The following is a 715-nucleotide window of genomic DNA, read 5'->3' as shown; positions in this document are numbered from 1 at the left end:
AACTGGCCGAAAACGCCGGATGGGATCAGGAGATTCTGGCCATTGAACTGCAGGCCCTGATTGATCTGGACTTTGATATTGATCTGACAGGTTTTGAAATTGCTGAAGTGGATATGATACTCGATCAGCATGCGAACAAACCAGACAATGCTGACGAACTGCCGGCTCCAGACAGTGGTCCTGCGGTTACGCAACCGGGCGACCTCTGGCAACTTGGAAATCATCAGTTACTTTGCGGCGACGCCCGCTCACAGACCGATGTGAACAGGCTGGTCGGAGGCAGGCAGGTGGACCTGATATTTACAGATCCGCCTTACAACGTCGCGGTTGACGGGCATGTTTGCGGTCTTGGACAGCACAAACACCGGGAGTTTGCCTTTGCCTCCGGTGAGATGAATGTGGATCAGTTCACCCGGTTTCTGACGGACACCCTGCAAAATGCAGCCGCGGTCGCCCGGGATGGCGCTATTGCCTTTGTCTGTATGGACTGGCGCCATATGGGCGAAATGCTTGCGGCGGGGCAGGCGGCATTTACGGAACTGAAAAATCTCTGCGTCTGGAATAAAACCAATGCGGGCATGGGAACGTTCTACCGCTCCAAGCATGAGCTTGTATTCGTGTGGAAAAAGGGGAGAGCTGCGCATACCAACAGCTTTGGTTTGGGCGAGACCGGTCGCTATCGCACCAATGTCTGGGACTATGCCGGTGCCAATGC

At 54.5% G+C, this 715-nt stretch carries 1 protein-coding gene; it reads left to right on the top strand.

The features are described 5' to 3' along the window. The coding region (locus tag Q1A34_RS21930; protein WP_300039646.1) for a DNA methyltransferase at window positions 1–715 on the top strand (715 nt) is incomplete at both ends.

Source organism: uncultured Roseobacter sp. (assembly GCF_947491795.1).
Classification (GTDB): Bacteria; Pseudomonadota; Alphaproteobacteria; order Rhodobacterales; family Rhodobacteraceae; genus Roseobacter.
This window is presented reverse-complemented; position numbering and strand designations above follow the sequence as displayed.